Consider the following 15,847-nt stretch of genomic DNA (forward strand, 5'->3'; position numbering starts at 1 on the left):
CGTCATGAAGTCTGTCTGTCCAGTGGCAACAACTGCCCTTCGCCCGAACTCGCACGTTTCACGTGAAACATCGTCACCGGGGTCTCGGGTTGCCACAGATCTACCAGGGCGTCATGATCGACGCTGGTAATGAATACCTGGCAGTGCATTCTCTCCAACCAGTCGCAGAACACGCGCCGATGCTCGCTGTCCAGCTCGGCCGGGAGGTCGTCGATCAGGTAGACACAGGTTCGCCCCGTGCTCGCCTCGAGCAGTCGTCCCTGGGCCAGCTTGAGGGCGCTGACGACCAGCTTCTGCTGGCCCCGCGAGAGCACCTCCACGGCCGGCCGCCGCCCCAGCCGAATGCCGAGATCGGCACGTTGCGGCCCCTGTTGGGTGAACCCCATCTGCCGGTCGGTTTCCCGCCCCTGGCGCAGGATGTCGGCGAGTTCGCGCCGCCGGTCCCAGCCACGCGAGTAGCGAAGTCGCAGGTCCGGGAGCGGCAGCAGGCCTGCCAGGGTCTCCTCGAAGACCGGCAGGAAGGCTTCGATCCAGGCCGCCCGCAAGCCGTCGAGGCGCTCGCTCCAGCGCACCAGTTCCTGTTCCCAGACCGGCAGGGAACCATCGTTCATTCTACCATGCCTGAGCAGTGCATTCCGATGTTTCAGCGCCCGCCGCGCCCGCTGCCAGATGTCGAGGAACTCGTGTTTCACGTGAAACACACCCCAGTCGAGAAACTCGCGCCGACCGGCCGGCGGCCCCTCGAGCAGGCGGAAGGCGTCGGGGTTGATCAACTGCAACGGCAGGGTCTCGACCAGCCGAGAGATACGCCCGATTCGCTCGCCGGCGAGGCGCATCTCCAGCTCCGGGACATCGCGATGGCGGCGCACCCCGAAGGGTACGGGGGGATCCCCGGCGAGGCGCCCATGCAGGGTCAACGCCTCGGCGTCATGGGCCATCACGTGACGCAGCTGGCGTGTGCGAAAGGAGCGGCCCATGCCGAGGATATGGATGCCCTCCAGCAGGCTGGTCTTGCCGCTGCCATTGGCTCCGGTGAGCAGGTTGATCCGGGGCCCGGGGCGAAGGTCGAGGGCCTGCAGGTTGCGCAGGCCCTGGAAGGTGAGACGATCGAGTGGCATGGGGTAGCGTGAGTCAGCCGGCGACGCCGAGGCGGCGCCAGACTCGTCAGAGACGCATCGGCATGACGACGTAGAGAGCGTCGCCACCGCCGGGTTCTTCCATCAGTGCGCTGCTGTTGGGGTCCGCCAGGGTCATCTGCACCCGGTCCTCATCCAGCGCGTTCAGCACATCGACCAGATAGCCGACATTGAAGCCAATCTCCATGGCCGCACCGCTGTACTCGATGCCCACGTTCTCCTCCGCCTCCTCCTGTTCGGGGTTGTTGGCCATCACGCGCAGGTTGCCCTCCTCCAGATGCAGGCGCACGCCACGATACTTCTCGTTGGAGAGAATGGCGGTGCGCGACAGCACCTGGCGCAGCTCGGCCCGATCGGCGATGAACACCTTGTCGCCACCACGAGGCACGACCCGCTCGTAGTCCGGGAACTTGCCGTCCACCAGCTTCGAGGTGAAGGTGAAGTCGCCGGTATGGGCGCGTACGTGGCTGGCTCCCAGGGTCAGGCTGACCGGCTCGTCGCCGTCATCCAGCAGGCGTGCCAGCTCGAGAATACCCTTGCGCGGCACGATCAGCTTCTGGGCGGGCTCGACCTGGACCTCCGTGGGCCGCGAACAGACCGCCAGGCGGTGGCCGTCGGTGGCCACGGCACGGACGAGGTTGGAGCGCAGCTCCAGCAGCATGCCATTGAGGTAGTAGCGCACGTCCTGCTGCGCCATGGCGAAGGAGGTGGCATCGATCAGGTGCTTGAGGGTACCCCGCGGCAGGCTGAGCTCGATACTGCCCTGGCTATCCTCGATGTTGGGAAATTCGGCCACCGGCAGGGTCGAGAGGGTGAAGCGGGAGCGCCCGCTGCGCAGCACGGCCCGACCGTCCTCCAGGGCGAGCTGGATCTCGGACTGGTCCGGCAGCGACTTGCAGATGTCCATCAACTTGCGAGCCGGCACGGTGGCGGCCCCCGGCTCCTCGACCAGGCTCGCGGCGGTACGCCCGATCAGCTCGACCTCCAGGTCGGTACCGGTCAGCGCCACCTGGTCCTGGTCGACCTGGATCAGCACGTTGGAGAGCACCGGCAGGGTCTGGCGTCGCTCCACCACGCCGGCGACCAGCGTCAGCGGGCGCAGCAGGGCTTCTCGGGAGATGGAAAATTTCATGTCGGCTCCACGTCTTGTCCTGAAGGGTTGCGGCCGGCGGCGGCTGTGGCCGGTCGATCGGCATCGCTGTGGTTGAGTCTCAAGGGGTCAAAGGCAGCAAACCTAGCTGGTCAGCAGACGCAGCAGGTTCTTGTAATCCTCGCGGATATCCGCATTCTCCTCCTGCAGGGCCTGTACCTTGCGACAAGCGTGCAACACCGTGGTGTGATCGCGCCCGCCGAAGGCATCACCGATCTCCGGCAGGCTGTGATTGGTCAACTCCTTGGCCAGCGCCATGGCCACCTGACGGGGTCTGGCCACCGAGCGCGAGCGCCGCTTCGACAGCAGGTCGGAGAGCTTGATCTTGTAGTACTCGGCCACGGTGCGCTGGATATTGTCGACACCTACCTGCTTGTCCTGCAGGGCCAACAGGTCCTTGAGCGACTCGCGAATGAAGTCCTGGGTGATCGGCTTGCCCATGAAGTGGGAGTCGGCGATCACCTTCTTCAGGGCCCCCTCCAGCTCGCGGACATTCGAACGGATCTTCTGGGCAATGAAGAAGGCGGCATCGTGCGGCAGCTCGACCTTGGCCTGGTCGGCCTTCTTCATCAGGATCGCCACCCGGGTCTCGAGCTCGGGCGGTTCGATGGCAACCGTTAGCCCCCAGCCGAAACGAGACTTCAGGCGCTCCTCTACCCCACTGATTTCCTTTGGATAACGGTCGGAGGTGAGGATCATTTGCTGGCCGCCCTCGAGCAGCGCATTGAAGGTGTGGAAGAACTCCTCCTGGGAACGCTCCTTGCCGGCAAAGAACTGGATGTCATCGATCAGCAGGGCATCCACGCTGCGGTAGAAGCGCTTGAAGTCGTTGATGGCATTGAGCTGCAGCGCCTTGACCATATCGGCCACGAAGCGCTCGGAATGCAGGTAGACGACCCGCGCATTTTCGCGACGCCCGGCCAGGGCGTTGCCCACCGCATGCATCAGGTGCGTCTTGCCGAGCCCCACGCCACCATAGAGGAACAGCGGGTTGTAGGCCCCGCCGGGGTTCTCGGAAACCTGCCTCGAGGCCGCCCTCGCCAGCTGGTTGGACTTGCCCTCGACGAAGGTCTCGAAGGTGAAGTTCGGGTTGAGGCCGCTGTTGTGCTTGAGACTGCCCTCCACCTGGACCTGGCGCTCACCGGGGCGACGGCTGGCCATCCCCTCCTCGCGCAGCGCCTCGATCTCGCGCTCGTCACCCACACTCCCACGCGGTGGCACCTGGACCGCCGGCGCAACCGGCTGGCGGGGGCTGGCCGAAACCGGGTTGCCGAGGTCACGCGGCTGGGGCGCCGGCGTCGTGCGGCGACTGCCCACCGACAGCACCACCTTGGGTGGCTTGGCAGGCGACAGCTCCCGCATCAGCTCGCTGATGCGTTTGGCATACTTGTCGCTGACCCAGTCCCGGACGAACCGGTTGGGCGCCAGCAGACAAAGCTCATTGGACTCCCCCTCCTCCGCCTGCAACGGGCGAATCCAGGTATTGAACTGCTGTGAATTCAGTTCGTCCTGCAGGTAGTCCAGACACTGTTGCCAGAGAGCGAGCGACACGCGACCTCACCATTCATCGAAAAAACGACCGCCATTGTATCGCCCAGGGCCAAGGTTATCCACATGAGCCACCCCTTCATCCCCTGCTGTGGACAACCCGCCCCGGCCAGCGGGGAAACCTCCAAGATCCGCTCGGGACAGCTCGATCCTGTGGACGTGTGCTCTCGCTCGTGCACCAACGATGAACAAGTCATCCGCAGGTCGTACGCGACTTGCCCACAGTCATTCAACAACTACAAGATAATGATTCAATTGAGTAATACGCGGATATCCACAGAAACTGTCCCCAGTATTGATAACAACATCATCTAAACATCTCCAATGATGATGATTGACTGTGTTCGTGCGAGGTCGCCGTCTCCCACCGGCCACCATGCGGCCGGCATCAACACAGGGCTATCGCAGATAGCAGCATTGCTCGGGGGTGATCCGCAGGCCTGCCCCCGGCGCCCCTCGCTACAGTCAACTGCGATAGCCCTGGGCATCGACACGGAAAAATTGCACCGGCGCACCGAAATCACTACAATTTCCGGTCTTGAGCCGAATACCCCCGGATTGCGATGTGGAATCCGGACGCCTCGAAATTGCCGATTCTTCCTGAAAACCACGTGGGAATAACGAGTTATGAAACGCACCTTTCAACCCAGCGTTCTCAAGCGCAAGCGCGTGCACGGCTTCCGTGCCCGCATGGCCACCAAGAATGGTCGTGCCGTTCTGGCGCGTCGTCGCGCCAAGGGTCGCAAGCGCCTGAGCGCCTGAACGCGGACCGCACGTGTCCCGTCAGGACTTTCCCCGGCGTCTGCGGCTGCTGACGGCCGGGGACTATCGGCGTGTCTTCGATACGGCTGCGTACAAGGTCCATGGCAAGGGGTTGCTGGCACTGGCCACTCCCAACGACCTGGGACACCCTCGCCTCGGCCTGGTCTTCAGCAAGAAGAACGTCCGGCGAGCCGTCGACCGCAACCGTCTCAAGCGACTCGCTCGCGAGTCGATCCGGCTGCAGCAACAGCGTCTGCCCTCCGTGGATATCGTGATTCTGGCCAGGCGTGGCGTTCACGAGCTCGACAACGATAGCCTGCATCGCCAGCTTCACGGCATGTGGAAGCGTCTGGCGCGAGACGTGCAGAAGTCGAAGACCGACGACTGATGGGCCCAAGGTATCCTGCCACCTGCGCCGCCGAGCCTCGGCCGCGGCGTAGATCGGCCAGTCACGGAGTCCGCATGAGCGCCAACGCCTCTCGTCGGACGATCATCGACACCGCTGAGCCGAGTACCGAGGGTCAGCGTGCGGGGCCTAGGCTTTGTCCGGAAAGTCGGCGAGCGCAGGCAGTTTTCGGACAAAGCCTAGCCTGCCTTCGGCAGGCTTTCGTGTATATCGGGCGTGCGACCCGCATGACGCCATCGGAAAGTTCACCACCCATCGGGCAGACCCCCTCATGGACGTAAAACGACTCCTCTTGCTGATTCCTCTGGCGGTGCTCGCCTACCTGATCGTCGTGCAGTGGAACCAGGATTACGGTCAGGTAGCGCCTGAACCGGCAGCCCCCTCCATCACCGCCGGAGCCCCTGGGGAGGAAACCGCCGCCCCGGCCGAAGGTGGCGACGACCTCGCGGTCCCGACGACTCCCCGGGCCGAAGGCGACATGGGCCAGGAAATGCCCGGCGAGCCGGCCACGACCAGTCGCAGTCGCGACCTGGTGGCCGTGATCACCGACGTGCTGGATGTGCGCATCGATCCCCAGGGCGGTGACATCGTCTATGCCGCCCTGCCGCAGCATCGCTTCACGCTGGACTCCGACCGCCCCTACGTGCTGCTTTCCGACAGCGAAAGCCGCAGCTACGTGGCCCGTTCCGGACTGCAGCTCGATGGACACGCCGGCCGCATCTCCTTTACTCCCGAGAGCACCGAGTACCGCCTGACCGAGAACGACAATCGCCTCGAGGTGGACCTCGCAGCCGAGGTCAACGGCGTCGACCTCATCAAGCGCTTCACCTTCGAGCGCGGCAGCTATGCCGTGGACGTGAACTACTACCTCGCCAACCGCAGCGAAGAGCCGGTCAACGCCCGCTTCATCGGCCAGCTGGCCCGGGACAACAGCCCCGACCCCTCCAGCGGCCCGGCCCTTGGCATGCGCTCCTACCTGGGCGCCGCCTACTCCTCGCCGGATGACCGCTATCAGAAGGTCGACTTCGAGGACATCCAGGCCGGCAAGTTCCCGAACCGTGACGTCGAGGGCGGCTGGGTCGCCATCATCCAGCACTACTTCGTTTCCGCCTGGGCCCCCCCACAGAACCAGCAGAACCTCTACTACGCCGCTACCGACTCGCAGAATCGCAACGTGGCGGCCTTCGCCGGCCCGATCAGCAGCGTGGCCCCGGATGGCGAGGCGCGGCTGGGTGCCACTTTGTACATGGGACCCAAGGTCCAGGACTACATGGAAACCGTGGCCCCCAACCTGCGCCTGACCGTGGACTTCGGCTGGCTGTGGTTCATCGCCAACCCGCTGTTCTGGCTGCTCGACCAGATTCACGACCTGATCGGCAACTGGGGCTGGTCGATCGTGCTGCTCACCGTCCTGGTCAAGCTGGCCATGTGGCCGCTCTCGGCCAAGGCCTACAAGTCCATGGCGCGCATGCGCAAGCTGGGCCCGGAGATGCAGCGTCTCAAGGAGCAGTACGGCGACGATCGCCAGAAGATGTCCCAGGAGATGATGAAGTTCTACCAGAAGGAGAAGATCAATCCTCTGGGCGGCTGCCTGCCGATCCTGGTGCAGATGCCGGTGTTCATTGCGCTCTACTGGATGCTGCTCGAGTCCGTCGAACTGCGCCATGCTCCCTTCATGTTCTGGATCCAGGACCTGTCGGTGAAGGATCCGTTCTTCATCCTGCCGATCCTGATGGGCGCCTCGATGTTCGTGCAGCAGTTGCTGAACCCGACCCCGCCGGACCCCATGCAGGCGAAGATCATGAAGATGCTGCCGGTCGTCTTCACCTTCTTCTTCCTGTGGTTCCCGGCCGGCCTGGTCATCTACTGGGTGGTCAACAATGTCATCTCGATCGCCCAGCAGTACGTGATCACGCGCAAGATCGAGAGTGACCCCAGCGTGGGCAAGGGCATGAAGACCAAGTGACCCGGCCCCGCCCAGAGCCCCCAGACCCCCGCCCCTGGCGGGGGTCTGGCGTTCATGGGGCCCGGTGCCGACAATGACCCACGACGCGACGAGGAGAAGACGATGCCCGAGCCCCTTTACGTCCAGGACACCATTGCGGCACTCGCCACCCCGCCGGGGCGTGGCGGCGTGGGCATCATTCGCGTCTCCGGGCCCGCCTGTGCGGCAATCGCCGAGACGGTGGTCGGGCACTGCCCTGCCCCGCGCCGTGCCCACTACGGCCCCTTCCAGGGCCAGGCCGCGGTGATCGACGAGGGCATCGCGCTCTACTTCGCCGGCCCCCACTCCTTCACCGGCGAGGACGTACTGGAACTGCAGGGGCATGGCGGGCCGGTGATCATGGACCTGCTGCTCGAGCGCTGCGTGCAGCTGGGCGCGCGCCTGGCGCGCCCCGGCGAGTTCTCCGAGCGTGCCTTCCTCAACGACAAGCTCGACCTGGCCCAGGCCGAGGCCATCGCCGACCTGATCGATGCCAGCTCGCGCACCGCCGCCGAGAATGCCCTGCGTTCACTGCAGGGCGAGTTCTCGCGCCGGGTCGAGGCCCTGGTGCAGCGGCTGATCGAGCTGCGCATGTACGTGGAGGCGGCCATCGATTTCCCCGAGGAGGAGATCGACTTCCTCGCCGACGGCCGGGTCGCCGAGATGCTCGCCGGGGTGACCGCCGAACTGGCCGAGGTGCGCGCCGCCGCCGGCCAGGGCGCGCTGCTGCGCGAGGGCATGAGCGTGGTGATCGCCGGCCGCCCCAACGCCGGCAAGTCGAGCCTGCTCAATGCCCTCACCCAGCAGGAGACCGCCATCGTCACCGAAATCGAGGGCACCACCCGGGACGTGCTGCGCGAACATATCCACATCGATGGCATGCCACTGCACGTGATCGATACCGCCGGCCTGCGCGATACCCCCGATGCGGTGGAAAGGATCGGCGTGGCCCGTGCCTGGGACGAGATCGAGAAGGCCGACCGTGTGCTGTTGATGGTCGACGCCGCCACCACCGACGTCACCGATCCCATGGCCATCTGGCCCGAGTTCGTCGCCCGCCTGGCCGATGCTTCGCGCCTGACCCTGGTGCGCAACAAGATCGATGCCAGCCACGAGCCCCCGGGCATCGACTCGTCCACAGCCCCCCCGGTGATTCGGCTCTCGGCGAAGACCGGACAGGGTGTGGATAACCTCAAGGAGCACCTCAAGGCGGTGATGGGCTATGCGGCCACCACCGAGGGCCGCTTCTCGGCGCGACGGCGCCATCTGGATGCCCTGGACCGGGCGAAGCGAGCGCTCACCAACGGCGAGACGCAGCTGGCCGGCTACGGCGCCGGTGAGCTGCTCGCCGAGGACCTGCGCGAGGCCCAGCAGGCGCTGGGCGAGATCACCGGCGAATTCAGTGCCGACGACCTGCTCGGCGAGATCTTCGGCAGCTTCTGCATCGGGAAATAGCGGCATTCATCTCCCCCCGCAGTCGGCGCCGAAGCGCCGGCCCACCCAACGGCTGCTCGGCGATACCTTCGGCTGCTTCTGCATTGGCAAGTGATGTCGGCCCCTTCCCCTACTCCCCCACCCACCAGTCACTGCGATGGCTGGCGGTCTCGCCCAGCAGCGCCGTGACGGGCGCCATGGCGGCGGCGAGCCGCTCGTCGAGCCCCCAGGGCGGGTTCACCACCAGCATGCCGCTGCCGACCATGCCCCGCTCGTCCGCGGCCGGCTCGCGCAGGGTCAGTTCGCTGCGCCAGATCTTGCGCAACCCACCGTCGCGCAGCCCGGCCAGCAGCTCATGGTGACGCCCGGCCGGCAGCAGCGGATACCACACCAGCATCACGGCGTGGCGCACCTTGCGCATCGACCCCAGCAGCGCCTCCGCCACCTCGGCGTATTCCGACTTGCGCTCGTAGCTGGGATCGACCAGTACGCAGAGCCGCGGTGTCGAGACCGGCAACCGCCGCCGGAGCCCCTGCAGGCCATCGCCATGGATGCGCTGCACATTGTCCGGCAGGCGCTGACGAGCGAGATGCTCGTGCTCTCCCGGGTGCAGCTCGAACAGCATCAGGCGGTCCACCGGGCGCAGCCGCTGCGCCAGCCACCAGGGGGAGCCAGGATAGTGATCCAGCTCACTCTCGTGCTGCTGCACCTCGGCCAGCGACGCCAGCCAGCCATTGAGCAGCGGCTCCGCCGCCAGCGCCTGCCGCGCCTGCCAGAGCGGCGCCACCCCCTGCCGGTACTCCCGCAGCTTCCTCGTCTCCTCCGCCAGCAGGGGGTAGACGCCACGACCGGCATGGGTATCGATATACGTAATGGCTGAATTCTTACGTAATAAATGATCGATGACCGCAAAGAGCGTCAGGTGCTTGTGAACGTCGGCGAAATTGCCGGCATGGTAGGCGTGCTGGTAGGAAAGCATGGATCGACATCCGTGATTCGGCAAGCAACGGGCCCGCCACAGTGACAGTGGCGGGCCCGTATCGGTGGCATCGAGCCAGGACGTTCTATTGCTGGAACTGGGACTCGATGGCCGACAGGGTGATCTCGACGCGGCGGTTCTGGGCACGCCCCGCCTCGTTGTCGTTACTGGCGACGGGCTGGGTCTGACCATACCCCCTCATCTGGAGGCGGCTCCGCGAGACACCGGACTGGGCCAGATAATTACCGACGGACTCGGCACGTCGCTCGGAAAGCCTCTGGTTGTAGTCAGCATTGCCGGTACTGTCGGTATGGCCGGCGATGTTGACGCGAGTGTCGGTGTATTGCTGAAGCACCTGGGACACATCGTTGAGTGCATTGCGGGCGTTCGGGGTCAGCTCGCTGGAGTCGAAACCGAAGGTCACGCTGCTCGGCATGTTGAGCACGATGTCGTCACCGCGACGATCGACCTCGATCCCGGTGCCCTGGGTGCTGGCGCGCAACTGCTCCTCCTGGCGGTCCATGTAGGCACCGATGCCCGCCCCGGCGGCAGCGCCAGCAGCGGCACCGATCAGGGCACGATCACGGCGGCTGGTGCTGCCGTCTCCACTGAGCGCACCGGCGGCAGCGCCGACGGCAGCGCCAATGGCAGCGCCGGTCCCGGTCTTGCTGCGCTGGGTCTCGCCGGAGTAGGGGTCGGTCGTGGCACAGCCCATCAGCAGGGCGGCTGCAGCCACCGGCACGAAAAGACGAAGAGGCTTGATCATGGGGTCGTATCTCCTTGGTGATCGAAATGGCCTGCCATTCTATCCCTGACAGCCCCGATCCACACTGATCAGGGCCAGCAGCTCGTTCAAGAATAATAGACCTCGAGGGGATGCCTGCAGTCGGCCGGCATCTTCCACAAGAAGTCCTTTTTTGCGCGCCGCCGCCAACCGCTGCTCCAGTCGTGACGGCTCGCGCCCGGTACAGTGCGACCAGGTCGACAGCGGGACGCCGTCCACCAGCCGCAGGGCGTTCATGGCGAACTCCAGCGGCAGCTCCGCCTCGTCGATGAGGCTGCGGCCGGCGACGAAGCCACGCGGGTCCTCGCGCCGGCGCAGGTAGGCGTCCGGCTGGCGTGACTTCCAGCGTCGCTCGATGGCCATGGCGCCGTCCGCCCCGCGCCGGCTCAGCTTGCCGTGGGCCCCCGCGCCGATGCCCAGGTAATCACCGAAGCGCCAGTAATTGAGGTTGTGACGCGAGCGCCGGCCGCCACGGGCATAGGCGGAGATCTCGTAGCGCACCAGTCCGGCCGCTTCGAGGCGCTCATGGCCCAGGTCCTGGATATCCCACAGCACCTCCTCCTCGGGCAGCGGCGGCGGGTGGGAATGAAACTCGGTGTTGGGCTCCAGGGTCAGCTGGTACCAGGAGAGATGCTCCGGTGACAGGGCGAGCGCCGCCTCCAGGTCGGCCAGGGCAAGGGCCGGGGTCTGCCCCGGCAGGCCATGCATGAGATCGAGGTTGAGGTTGTCGAAGCCAGCCCGCCTGGCCTCGTCCACGGCCGCCACCGCATCGGCCCCCGAGTGGATCCGGCCCAGGGCGTCTAGCTGCTCGTCGTGGAAGCTCTGCACCCCCAGCGACAGGCGATTGATCCCCGCGGACCGGTAGCCGGCGAAGCGGCCACGCTCCAGGGTACCCGGATTGGCCTCGAGGGTGATCTCGATGTTCCGCGCCAGGGGCAGCCGGTCGGCCAGTGCCTCGAGAAGGCCGGCGTAGAACCCCGCCGACATCAGGCTGGGCGTTCCGCCCCCGATGAAGACGCTGGCAAGCGGGCGCCCGGCGGCGAGCGGCAGGTCACCATCGAGATCGGCGATCAGTGCCGCCAGATACTCGTCCTCGGGCAACGCCGCGCCACGCCCCACGCCATGGGAGTTGAAATCGCAATAGGGGCACTTGCGCACGCACCAGGGCACGTGGACATAGAGCGCCAGGGGCGGCAGGGCGGGGGAAGCGTCCATCACTCGGCTGCTCCTCGGCGATCGGGTGCCTCGCGCAGGGCCTCCACCAGGGCCTGCAGGGCACGACCGCGATGGCTGAAGCGGTTCTTCACCTCGGAGGAGAGCTCGGCAACGCTCATGCCCTGGTCGGGCAACCAGAACAGCGGGTCATAGCCGAAACCGCCGTCGCCACGCGGATGCGCCAGGATCTCACCCTCCCAGCAGCGCTGCACGATCAGGGGAACCGGATCCTCGGCATGGCGGAGATAGACCAGCACGCACCAGTAGCGCCCGGTACGACTGCCCTCCGGTACCGAAGACAGCGCCTCCAGCAGCTTCGCATTGTTGCGCGCATCGCTCTTCGGCTCACCGGCGTAGCGCGCCGAATGGATACCCGGCTGGCCATGCAGGGCGTCGACCTCGAGCCCGGAATCATCGGCCAGGGCGGGCCGCCCGCTGACCCGGCTCGCCTGGCGGGCCTTGAGCAGGGCATTCTCGACAAAGGTCAACCCGGTCTCCTCGGCCTCGGGTACCCGGAAGTCCGCCTGGGGGCGGACATCGAAGCCCAGGGGGCCGAGCAGTTGATGGAACTCCCGCAGCTTGCCGGCATTGCCGCTGGCCAGCACCAGAGGGGTCGGGGTCATGGTCGCTTCTCCAGGGTGGGCGTGGGTGCCCATTCTACGAGTCGGGCCTGGCCAGGGGAATGCAGCCGAAAGGGTGATGAACGCCATACTATCGGCATGAAGAAAATCATGCTAAAGACTGAGAAGAAGATACACGACTGGCACGGAATGGGCATGAATTTCATTGTCTCGGCGAACGCTCCCTCCGCTACCCGCTTCGCGCGTTACACGCAACTCCTTGTCATCATTGATAATTTGACAAGAGTAAGAAATATCTTCTAAAAAAGACAGAAGAACATAACCAAAAGTTAGTAATAAATTGTTACACCCTGGCCGACACTCAACTGACTTCTTCAGAAAGTCCCGCTCAGCCTGAAGGATGGTCAGGGATGGGGGACTCCACCTGCTCTACCGTGGGAGTCACATCATGAATCAGGGTAAAGGAATCGTACTGCTGGTGACGACCAGCAATCCACAGACACAGCTTTTCATCGATTACCTGCATCAGCAGCTCGACTGCCCGGTATCGGTCGTGGCACCGGCGACCGACTGGAAGGGCAGGGACTCCCCTCACGTGCTGGTCCTACTCGATGCGGATCACATCGACGAGGCCACCATGCAGCAGTGGCATGTCAAGGCCGCCGAAGAGACCGGCATGACCCTGGCCGCCTTCAACCTGCGTGACGAGGATCACGCGGTGGAGGTGCTCTCCGCCATGAACCTGCAAGGGGTCTTCTACCGCAGCGACCCCCTGCCGCTGATCTGCAAGGGACTCAATACCCTGCTCGACGGCTACCTATGGATGTCGCGCTCGCTGATGACCCGCATGATCCAGTTCTTCCGTCGCCAGCAGCTCAACTCCTATCGCCCGGTCTGTGGCCTGACCCACCGGGAGCTGGAGATCATCGCCATGCTGGGGACCGGGGCCTCGAACACCGAGATCGCCGATCAGCTGTTCGTCAGCGAACACACCGTCAAGTCGCACCTCTATAACATCTTCCGCAAGATCAAGGTACACAACCGCATCCAGGCGGTGAACTGGGCGCGCCAGAACCTGGGCGCTCCCCCCCCGCTGGTCGGCCGACGCCGACGCAGCGAGCCCCCCGTGGCGTCCAACGGCCACTGAGCCGGGCCGCTTCAGATCAGCCGGGCATGCTCCTGGATCAGCCCCGCCAGGGTCTCGGCGGCGTTGTCGGCGGTGGTGTCGAGATGGACCAGATGGAGGCGTTCCTCGTCGGCGAAAGGCTCGAGATCGGCCTGCTGACGAGCCAGCACCGACAGGCTCGCTGCCACGGCGACTCCCTGCTGTCTGGCCCGCTTCTCGATGCGCCGGCGCAGGGTAACCTCATCGGCCTCGAAGCTGACGAGCAGGCACGGCAACCCCCGGGCCTCGGCCTGCTGGCGCAGCAGGTCGCGCTGCCAGCGGCGCAGGCAGGTCCCGTCGACACAGGCAGCAAGGCCCGCATCCAGCAGCATACCGGCGAGGCCGGCGAGCTGCCGGTAAGTGCGCTCGGTCGCCTCCCCGGAGAAGATATCCACAGGCGGTGTCGCGGTAGAGGGCTGTGGATCGATGCCGTATAGCCGACGCCGCTCGACATCGGAGCAGAGCCGTACGGCCCCCAGTCGCTGTACCAGCCCGCTGGTGAAACGACTCTTGCCACTGCCGCACACCCCGACGGCGATCACCAGCGGGGGAAAGCGGAATTCGGCGTGGCTCTCGGCCAGGCCGAGGAAGTGGCGACACTCGGCCATGGTCTCGGCGAGCAGCGCCGGATGTTCGGGATCCTGACCGGCCGGGGGACGCCGCTCCAGGGCCCGGCGCGCCCCGCTGAGGGCATGGCAGGCCCGCCACAGCGACAGCAGCCTGGCCGCCTCGTAGTCGCCGGAAAGCCGCAGGTAGTGGTCCAGGGCCTGATGTGCCAGCCCGCGCTCATCGCGACTCTCCAGCCCCACCAGCAACGCGGCCAGGTCGCTGGCCGGATCGGCCGGAAACTCGGCGCCGGGCCCCGTGAGGTCCCGACCGATGGCATTGGCCAGCAGGACCCGTCCCCGGTGGCAGAGTCGGCTGCCGGGGTGAGCGAGTGCCCAGCTACGGCAGAGCCGTTCCCGGCGCGCCTCGAAGACCGGTGCGAGACGCTGGATATCCTGCTCGAGCCACTCGACGAGATGCTGCAGGCGGGCCCGATCCTCGTCACCCTCGAGGCGCTTTTGGATAGCCCGCACTTCGCCCATGGCCATGGCCTCAGCCGCCTGCCGGCCGGCATCGGCGGAGGCCGTCGACAGGGCGGCATCGCGGTGAAAGACCGCCAGCCGCTCGACCAGCGCCTCCAGTTCGAGGGCCTCACTACCAGATGATGGGACGAACCCCGTTGTCTGGCTCATATCGCATCTCCATCCGGTATCGGGAAGCCGCCGGCGGGCAGCGTCTCATGCCTCCTGCATGGCGGCCAGGGCCTGCTCCGCCGCATCCAGTGTCACCTGGATGTCCTCCGGCGTGTGGGCACTGGACATGAACCCCGCCTCATAGGCCGAGGGCGCCAGATAGACTCCCCGGTCGAGCATCGCCGAGAAGAAGCGGCGGAAGGCGCCGGCATCGCAGGCCGTGGCCTGGGCGAAATTGTCGACCCGGCTCTGGCGGGTGAAGAAGACCCCGAACATGCCGCCGACCCGTTGGGTGATCATGTCGACGCCGGCCGCGTCGGCGCGCTCCTGCAGGCCATGACAGAGGGTAGCGACCCGCTGGGCCAGGGCATCGTGGAAGCCCGGACCCCGCAGCTTGGAGAGCAGGGCGATGCCGGCGGCCATGGCCAGCGGATTGCCCGACAGGGTGCCGGCCTGGTAGATCGGGCCCAGCGGCGAGATGTTCGACATGAGCGTCTCGCTGCCGCCGAAGGCCCCCACCGGCATGCCACCGCCGACGATCTTGCCCAGGCAGGTAAGGTCCGGCTTGACGTCATAGTGGGCCTGGGCCCCGCCCAGGGCGACCCGGAAGCCGGTCATCACCTCGTCGAAGATCAGCACGCTGTCATGGGCATTGCAGACCCGACGCAGGGTCTGCAGGAAGCCCGGCTGCGGCGGGATGCAGTTCATGTTGCCGGCCACCGGCTCGACGATGATGCAGGCCACCTGGTCGCCGATCTCCTCGAAGCACTGCTCGACGGCATCCTGGTCGTTGTAGGGCAGGGTGATGGTGTGCTCGGCCAGGGACGCCGGCACGCCCGGGGAACTCGGCTCGCCGTGGGTCAGGGCGCCGGAGCCGGCCTTGACCAGCAGCGAGTCGGAGTGGCCGTGGTAGTTGCCCTCGAACTTGACGATCTTGTCGCGTCCGGTGACGCCCCGCGCCAGGCGAATCGCCGACATGGTGGCCTCGGTGCCGGAGTTGACCATGCGCACCATCTCGATGGAGGGGATCATCTCGCAGATCAGATCGGCCATGGTGGTCTCGATGGCCGTGGGCGTCCCGAAGGAGAGGCCATTGTCGAGCCGCTCGCGCACCGCGGCAAGGACATCGGGGTCGGCATGGCCGGTGATCATCGGCCCCCAGGAGCCCACGTAATCGACGTAGCGCTTGCCCTCCACATCGAACAGGTAGGCACCCTGGGCACGCTCCATGAACACCGGCGGGCGCTCCAGCCCCTTGAAGGCACGCACCGGCGAATTGACGCCCCCGGGGATGTGATGGCAGGCCTGTTCGAAGAGCTGAGCGGATGTCGTCATATCTACCTCGTGCAAAGGAAAGGGGGGTCAGCCCGCGGCATCGGGCTGTGGACAAGTCACTGGACAAGCTGCCGGCAACCTGGGGAAAGGCGGTGGAGACACCGCGGCCCATGAATCATGCCGGCCTCTA

The 15,847-nt window shown here is 65.9% G+C and carries 14 protein-coding genes; 5 read left to right on the plus strand and 9 right to left on the minus strand.

What is annotated here, in order from left to right:
- Positions 1 to 2: 2 nt before the first annotated feature.
- The 3 genes from recF to dnaA form a co-directional block, all read right to left on the minus strand.
- The gene (gene recF / locus MKP05_RS08525) at positions 3 to 1,118 is read right to left on the minus strand and encodes a DNA replication/repair protein RecF (protein WP_240567916.1); all 1,116 of its coding nucleotides are present in this window, start codon (positions 1,116 to 1,118) and stop codon (positions 3 to 5) included.
- A 46-nt stretch (positions 1,119 to 1,164) separates the two neighbouring features.
- The gene (gene dnaN, locus MKP05_RS08530) at positions 1,165 to 2,268 is read right to left on the minus strand and encodes a DNA polymerase III subunit beta (RefSeq protein WP_240567917.1); all 1,104 of its coding nucleotides are present in this window, start codon (positions 2,266 to 2,268) and stop codon (positions 1,165 to 1,167) included.
- Positions 2,269 to 2,370: 102 nt separating this feature from the next.
- Positions 2,371 to 3,837, minus strand: a complete 1,467-nt coding sequence (gene dnaA, locus MKP05_RS08535; protein WP_240567918.1) for a chromosomal replication initiator protein DnaA — start codon at positions 3,835 to 3,837, stop codon at positions 2,371 to 2,373.
- Positions 3,838 to 4,461: 624 nt separating this feature from the next.
- On the opposite strand from dnaA, the gene rpmH reads away from it, so the two are divergent.
- The 4 genes from rpmH to mnmE all read left to right on the plus strand — a co-directional run bounded on the left by rpmH (position 4,462) and on the right by mnmE (position 8,441).
- Positions 4,462 to 4,596, plus strand: a complete 135-nt coding sequence (gene rpmH, locus MKP05_RS08540) for a 50S ribosomal protein L34 (protein WP_010626003.1) — start codon at positions 4,462 to 4,464, stop codon at positions 4,594 to 4,596.
- A gap of 13 nt (positions 4,597 to 4,609) precedes the next feature.
- Entirely contained in the window at positions 4,610 to 4,984 is a 375-nt protein-coding gene (gene rnpA, locus MKP05_RS08545) for a ribonuclease P protein component (protein WP_110284425.1), read from the plus strand.
- 289 nt (positions 4,985 to 5,273) lie between these two features.
- Entirely contained in the window at positions 5,274 to 6,968 is a 1,695-nt protein-coding gene (gene yidC / locus MKP05_RS08550) for a membrane protein insertase YidC (RefSeq protein ID WP_240567919.1), read from the plus strand.
- 102 nt (positions 6,969 to 7,070) lie between these two features.
- Complete coding sequence (mnmE, locus tag MKP05_RS08555) at positions 7,071 to 8,441, plus strand: tRNA uridine-5-carboxymethylaminomethyl(34) synthesis GTPase MnmE (protein WP_240567920.1); 1,371 nt, start codon at positions 7,071 to 7,073, stop codon at positions 8,439 to 8,441.
- 109 nt (positions 8,442 to 8,550) lie between these two features.
- Here mnmE and MKP05_RS08560 read toward each other — a convergent pair whose 3' ends face one another.
- The 4 genes from MKP05_RS08560 to rdgB form a co-directional block, all read right to left on the minus strand.
- Complete coding sequence (locus MKP05_RS08560) at positions 8,551 to 9,399, minus strand: 23S rRNA (adenine(2030)-N(6))-methyltransferase RlmJ (protein WP_240567921.1); 849 nt, start codon at positions 9,397 to 9,399, stop codon at positions 8,551 to 8,553.
- 85 nt (positions 9,400 to 9,484) lie between these two features.
- Entirely contained in the window at positions 9,485 to 10,165 is a 681-nt protein-coding gene (locus MKP05_RS08565) for a YiaD family glycine zipper/OmpA-like lipoprotein (protein WP_240567922.1), read from the minus strand.
- Between the two features lie 39 nt (positions 10,166 to 10,204).
- Positions 10,205 to 11,398 carry a radical SAM family heme chaperone HemW gene (hemW, locus tag MKP05_RS08570; protein ID WP_110284421.1) on the minus strand — a complete coding sequence of 398 codons (1,194 nt, stop codon included), beginning with the start codon at positions 11,396 to 11,398 and terminating at the stop codon, positions 10,205 to 10,207.
- Positions 11,398 to 12,021 (minus strand): RdgB/HAM1 family non-canonical purine NTP pyrophosphatase, encoded by a 624-nt coding sequence (gene rdgB / locus MKP05_RS08575; protein WP_240567923.1) that lies wholly within the window; start codon positions 12,019 to 12,021, stop codon positions 11,398 to 11,400. Before rdgB ends, hemW begins: the two co-directional genes overlap by 1 nt.
- Positions 12,022 to 12,427: 406 nt before the next feature.
- Here rdgB and MKP05_RS08580 point away from each other — a divergent pair, with 406 nt between their 5' ends.
- Entirely contained in the window at positions 12,428 to 13,126 is a 699-nt protein-coding gene (locus MKP05_RS08580) for a response regulator transcription factor (protein WP_240567924.1), read from the plus strand.
- An 11-nt stretch (positions 13,127 to 13,137) separates the two neighbouring features.
- Here MKP05_RS08580 and MKP05_RS08585 read toward each other — a convergent pair whose 3' ends face one another.
- Both MKP05_RS08585 and hemL read right to left on the minus strand, forming a co-directional pair.
- Positions 13,138 to 14,382 (minus strand): P-loop nucleotide/nucleoside kinase family protein, encoded by a 1,245-nt coding sequence (locus tag MKP05_RS08585; protein WP_240567925.1) that lies wholly within the window; start codon positions 14,380 to 14,382, stop codon positions 13,138 to 13,140.
- A 45-nt stretch (positions 14,383 to 14,427) separates the two neighbouring features.
- Complete coding sequence (gene hemL / locus MKP05_RS08590) at positions 14,428 to 15,717, minus strand: glutamate-1-semialdehyde 2,1-aminomutase (protein ID WP_240567926.1); 1,290 nt, start codon at positions 15,715 to 15,717, stop codon at positions 14,428 to 14,430.
- Positions 15,718 to 15,847: the final 130 nt, after the last annotated feature.

The organism is Halomonas flagellata (assembly GCF_022487945.1).
GTDB classification, from domain to species: domain Bacteria; phylum Pseudomonadota; class Gammaproteobacteria; order Pseudomonadales; family Halomonadaceae; genus Halomonas; species Halomonas flagellata.

What these genes read in the sequence shown, in the direction of transcription:
- MKP05_RS08580 (WP_240567924.1), top strand. Translation starts at nt 12,428, where the DNA reads ATGAATCAGGGTAAAGGAATCGTACTGCTGGTGACGACCAGCAATCCA.
- hemL (WP_240567926.1), bottom strand. Translation starts at nt 15,717, where the DNA reads ATGACGACATCCGCTCAGCTCTTCGAACAGGCCTGCCATCACATCCCC.
- rpmH (WP_010626003.1), top strand. Translation starts at nt 4,462, where the DNA reads ATGAAACGCACCTTTCAACCCAGCGTTCTCAAGCGCAAGCGCGTGCAC.
- MKP05_RS08585 (WP_240567925.1), bottom strand. Translation starts at nt 14,382, where the DNA reads ATGAGCCAGACAACGGGGTTCGTCCCATCATCTGGTAGTGAGGCCCTC.
- recF (WP_240567916.1), bottom strand. Translation starts at nt 1,118, where the DNA reads ATGCCACTCGATCGTCTCACCTTCCAGGGCCTGCGCAACCTGCAGGCC.
- yidC (WP_240567919.1), top strand. Translation starts at nt 5,274, where the DNA reads ATGGACGTAAAACGACTCCTCTTGCTGATTCCTCTGGCGGTGCTCGCC.
- MKP05_RS08560 (WP_240567921.1), bottom strand. Translation starts at nt 9,399, where the DNA reads ATGCTTTCCTACCAGCACGCCTACCATGCCGGCAATTTCGCCGACGTT.
- dnaN (WP_240567917.1), bottom strand. Translation starts at nt 2,268, where the DNA reads ATGAAATTTTCCATCTCCCGAGAAGCCCTGCTGCGCCCGCTGACGCTG.
- MKP05_RS08565 (WP_240567922.1), bottom strand. Translation starts at nt 10,165, where the DNA reads ATGATCAAGCCTCTTCGTCTTTTCGTGCCGGTGGCTGCAGCCGCCCTG.
- mnmE (WP_240567920.1), top strand. Translation starts at nt 7,071, where the DNA reads ATGCCCGAGCCCCTTTACGTCCAGGACACCATTGCGGCACTCGCCACC.
- hemW (WP_110284421.1), bottom strand. Translation starts at nt 11,398, where the DNA reads ATGGACGCTTCCCCCGCCCTGCCGCCCCTGGCGCTCTATGTCCACGTG.
- rdgB (WP_240567923.1), bottom strand. Translation starts at nt 12,021, where the DNA reads ATGACCCCGACCCCTCTGGTGCTGGCCAGCGGCAATGCCGGCAAGCTG.